Genomic DNA, 3,741 nt, shown 5'->3' on the forward strand with positions numbered 1-3,741 from the left:
TTCAGCTTCAGCAGAATACGCAGGCCCGTAACAGAAGGAAAAGGGCACAGATCTATTTAGATAATTAATTAAATAAATCTGTCCCTTTTTGCACCTTTACCCGATGGCATCACTGGGAAATAGGCACAACACCTTCTACTGTGCACTTACCATCGACCATCTGTGCATTTTTCAGCGTTGCCTTTTTTCCCATTTTTTTTATCTCAGAGCGAATTGCAAAAAGTGTATCTCTATCCAATACCGGTTTAATTTCAGCTTTGCCAGCGCACTCATGATTTGGCTTCTTGACGGGCATGCCGTCTTTACCCAGTAATCGAAAGTGGACAAAACCACGGTGTAAATTGAACACAGACACTGCCATATCTCCTATGGCATAATTGCCGTTCGCTTGCTCATATGACTCATCAGGCTGTGCTTGTTTTTGCTCCTTCTGCGCGCCAATCATTTCTTCACCGTTTGTCAGTACCTTAAACTCTTTAAACGTGCAGCCCGCTGAACCAGCCACACCATAGTGTCGCTGTACGCCATTCAGTTCAACGCTGGCGCCTGCATATTTTTTTTGAAAAGCAATGTACTCTTCAGCGGTGTAACTTTCATCCTTATAAAAATCTCTACAGGTGCGATAGGTGCTGTCGCCAAGCTGGATTTGCAGAGGATACATCGCATTAAAGCCATGTACCCTCGCGATATTAGTAAGGGACAATTCGTACATTAGAGGTATGTCCGCAAGGTTATTATTAGTAATGGTTCCACGCACCACCCCGATGTCTTCCGAGCGCGTGATAGTCGTGTTATTAGCCAGGACCTGCAGGGAAAATAAAGCGAAGAGTACTACTAAGATCGATTCTGTTTTTGATTTCATAGATATTATCCTTGTTGACTTTGGGTGAATTTTGTTTCAAATAAAGTTGACTGACCCCTTCATTCCTTAACTGGCTTCTCACACTTCAATAGTGCCATGATCCAAAAACTCTCCTTTTGATTCCCTGAGGATTATCGTTGAGTCACCACCGCATTTGATGCACGAGTATATTGGCTTCGGTAGCTCGTACTGTTTTTGAAACTCCTGAAAAGATAAGCCAGCCTGAACCAAAGTATCTATATAGCGTACTGAAACTGTTCTAAAACCAGCCCAATTCTTTCTTCTACTTCCGATATGGTCTCTTCGGGAAGCTGCTCTGTTAAAGCAATTCGACATCCTGGTGCAGTGAATGCGACGTAACCATTTGTCACCATATCTTTATCTGAGACGAAAGTGAAAACTGGGAAAGTTTCACGGCAATACTGACACCTGGATATTGTAATCTCACCTTCTTAGAACATGGCAGCTTTAGTCAGTTAACGCCTGCGTTCAGCGGCTCGTCCGCTGAAATGCTTTGTTAGCAGCAGATTCCTCTAGGCGCTCTGCCAACCATACTTTTATGATTGACTGTCTAGTGACACCCAAGCGACTCGCCTCCCGATCAAGCGATTCAATCATCCAAGTGGGAAAGTCCACATTGACCCGTTTCTGCACCTGATTCGAGCGCTTTGCGGAGCTTAGATCAAGGTGTTCTAGAAGATCTTCTTGGTCATCGTCAAATGTTTTATCGAACTCTTTAGCTTTCATACAGTGTTACCTCTGATTTTCGCGTCCTCCTAACCGAAATGATACGAATGGCACCCTTTCGGTAGGTGATCACTGCGGACCACACCTTCTCGCTGATAGCCCCAATGACCAGCGTTCTAGGTTCATCCATCGGCTTGGTGTCAATTTCTACTACATTCGGATCTTCCCAAAGCTCCTGAGCCTCATCAAAGTCAATGCCATGCTTCTTTAGTTTCGCCAGGCTCTTGGAAGGGTCGTATTCAAATCGATTCATGGTATACAAATTATACCTTTTCGGGGGGGTTTACAATCATGTGCCGGGACGGGATTGGGGTGCTGCTAACGCTGCCAGCAGCGGCCGTTGCTGACTGGCCTTGTTAGGCATTTGTCCGATTCGTGTTGCGAACCAAAAAGTAAAAACACACGGCCAGCAACAGATAACGTGGCAGCGTTGTAACGATGTTATTGAGCATTTGAGGCTGTGATTGCACAACAAAATACAGCTGCTATAGCACCAGAGGCGCGAGCGGCAACGCATAAAAAGTGAAATCTTGCTTTCTGATTACCAGCTTACTGGCGAAAGCCACCACTAAAAATGCTGCCGCCAGCGGCACCGCGATGGTAAATAAGTCGACCAGGGTAAATGCGAGCAAGCCTGATACTTGTGCAACAGGTTTTAGAATTTCAGAGGGAATTGCTACCGCAGCACCAATACCAATAATAGCTATTGATGCATAAGCTAGCACAACACCTAAAATGACGGCGATTACTCGATTTTTAAGTTGATCCAGCTACTTACTCCTTATTTTGCCTAACGCCGCATTCACCGGCTTGTCCGGTGCAATGCTTGGTTAGGCAACCACTCTCTAATAGTATCGTGATGCATTGACCATGCTTCCCAAGCGGTTTGAGCCCAGTCTCTTACAATAGCCTTATGTTCTTCTACTGAACTGACCTTATTTACATCAGCAGCGGTAATTGACCCAAAATGCTTAGGAGGGTCAATAAAAATGAACGAATTCTTGTTCTTGCCAGCCTCCAACATGGCATTGTTTGCCTTGTCGGCCGTTAAACCATGCTCCAAGAATAAACATAGCCTAACCAAGTGCACACCTACGGACTGTATGCTTTGGCGGTCTGTTGAACCTGGATGCTGGACTGCATAGGCGTCAACGGTCAATCGGTGAACTTCAAAATAGACAGGATCGCTATATTCTCGAGCTAAAACCTCGCCATAAACCGACCAGCACCCTGGCGAAGAATTCATGTATCTGTGTACTGGCCCATCTATATCAGGATATACACCGCCACAGCTAAAACATTTACAAGTATTCATATTGATATTTTGCATATTGTCTAACGCGGAGCTTTGCGGCAATTTTGGAGCCGCGAAGTGGTGGAAAAATTGTCCGGCAACAGCGGCTGGTTATGCATTATTCGTAATGGCTCCAGAGCCTGAGAACTTTCACCACTCGCTTCTCCTCGAGCACTTGGTAGACCAGACGATGCTGAATATTGATGCGGCGTGAATAGGCCCCCGCAAGATCACCAATGAGCTTCTCAAACGGAGGTGGCTTGCGGTATGGATCTTCCGCTATCAGCGCTAACAGTTCCTGGGCTTTTGGTTTGAGGCCGCTGGAGGCCAACTTCTTTGCATCTTTCTGGGCTTGCTTGGTATAAACCAACTTCCATGTCACCAGTCCAGCTCCTCATCGCATTCATCCACGGGGCTATCCATCCCCTCACGAATAGACTCCCGCATTCCTGGTACGGAGAGCAGGTAAAGTGTTTCCTGAATTGCAGACCAGTCTTCCTCGGAAACCAGGACGGCTTTGTTCCGCTTACCCATGATGACGATTGGCTGGTGGGACTCGGCGGTCTCGTCAATCAACCGATAAAGGTTGCTGCGCGCCTCAGTTGCTGTGATTCCCGTCATGACGCACCTCTTGCGTGTTCAAACTTCCATCAAGTGTACGCCTTTGAGTACGTACGTCAAGACGAACGCTTTGCATAACGCCTCGCCTTTACAGCATTTGCGAGCGTTTTGGCCGCAGGCCAGCGAGTAAATGTCCGGGAATAGGCGCTTGTTAGCAGCCGCGGAAAGCGCGACTGCCTGTAAATACTGCGGGAATACGTAAGCGTCCGGCGATCAC

At 46.8% G+C, this 3,741-nt stretch carries 7 protein-coding genes; all 7 read right to left on the bottom strand.

Features of this window, described 5'->3' with window-relative positions; translation table 11 throughout:
- Window positions 1-109: 109 nt before the first annotated feature.
- Window positions 110-862, bottom strand: coding sequence for a hypothetical protein (locus CDA54_RS19240; RefSeq protein ID WP_099036668.1), 753 nt, complete (start codon window positions 860-862; stop codon window positions 110-112).
- 489 nt (window positions 863-1,351) lie between these two features.
- Window positions 1,352-1,609, bottom strand: a complete 258-nt coding sequence (gene brnA, locus CDA54_RS19245) for a type II toxin-antitoxin system BrnA family antitoxin (protein WP_099036669.1) — start codon at window positions 1,607-1,609, stop codon at window positions 1,352-1,354.
- Window positions 1,599-1,862 (bottom strand): BrnT family toxin, encoded by a 264-nt coding sequence (locus CDA54_RS19250; RefSeq protein ID WP_099036670.1) that lies wholly within the window; start codon window positions 1,860-1,862, stop codon window positions 1,599-1,601. Before CDA54_RS19250 ends, brnA begins: the two co-directional genes overlap by 11 nt.
- Before the next feature lie 232 nt (window positions 1,863-2,094).
- Window positions 2,095-2,334: a hypothetical protein gene (locus CDA54_RS19890; RefSeq protein WP_229748216.1), complete on the bottom strand. Its 240-nt coding sequence runs from the start codon at window positions 2,332-2,334 to the stop codon at window positions 2,095-2,097.
- Window positions 2,335-2,411: 77 nt separating this feature from the next.
- Window positions 2,412-2,939, bottom strand: coding sequence for a DUF5946 family protein (locus tag CDA54_RS19510; protein WP_143452332.1), 528 nt, complete (start codon window positions 2,937-2,939; stop codon window positions 2,412-2,414).
- A gap of 82 nt (window positions 2,940-3,021) precedes the next feature.
- A complete protein-coding gene (locus CDA54_RS19265) occupies window positions 3,022-3,285 on the bottom strand; it encodes a Txe/YoeB family addiction module toxin (RefSeq protein ID WP_099036672.1) in 264 nt (87 codons plus the stop codon).
- A complete protein-coding gene (locus CDA54_RS19270; protein WP_099036673.1) occupies window positions 3,282-3,524 on the bottom strand; it encodes a type II toxin-antitoxin system Phd/YefM family antitoxin in 243 nt (80 codons plus the stop codon). The genes CDA54_RS19265 and CDA54_RS19270 overlap by 4 nt, the downstream gene beginning before the upstream one ends.
- Window positions 3,525-3,741 lie beyond the last annotated feature (217 nt).

This window comes from Lacimicrobium alkaliphilum (assembly GCF_002591895.1).
In the GTDB taxonomy this organism is placed as follows: Bacteria; Pseudomonadota; Gammaproteobacteria; order Enterobacterales; family Alteromonadaceae; genus Lacimicrobium; species Lacimicrobium alkaliphilum.

What these genes read in the sequence shown, in the direction of transcription:
- CDA54_RS19250 (WP_099036670.1), bottom strand. Translation starts at nt 1,862, where the DNA reads ATGAATCGATTTGAATACGACCCTTCCAAGAGCCTGGCGAAACTAAAG.
- brnA (WP_099036669.1), bottom strand. Translation starts at nt 1,609, where the DNA reads ATGAAAGCTAAAGAGTTCGATAAAACATTTGACGATGACCAAGAAGAT.
- CDA54_RS19240 (WP_099036668.1), bottom strand. Translation starts at nt 862, where the DNA reads ATGAAATCAAAAACAGAATCGATCTTAGTAGTACTCTTCGCTTTATTT.
- CDA54_RS19270 (WP_099036673.1), bottom strand. Translation starts at nt 3,524, where the DNA reads ATGACGGGAATCACAGCAACTGAGGCGCGCAGCAACCTTTATCGGTTG.
- CDA54_RS19510 (WP_143452332.1), bottom strand. Translation starts at nt 2,939, where the DNA reads ATGCAAAATATCAATATGAATACTTGTAAATGTTTTAGCTGTGGCGGT.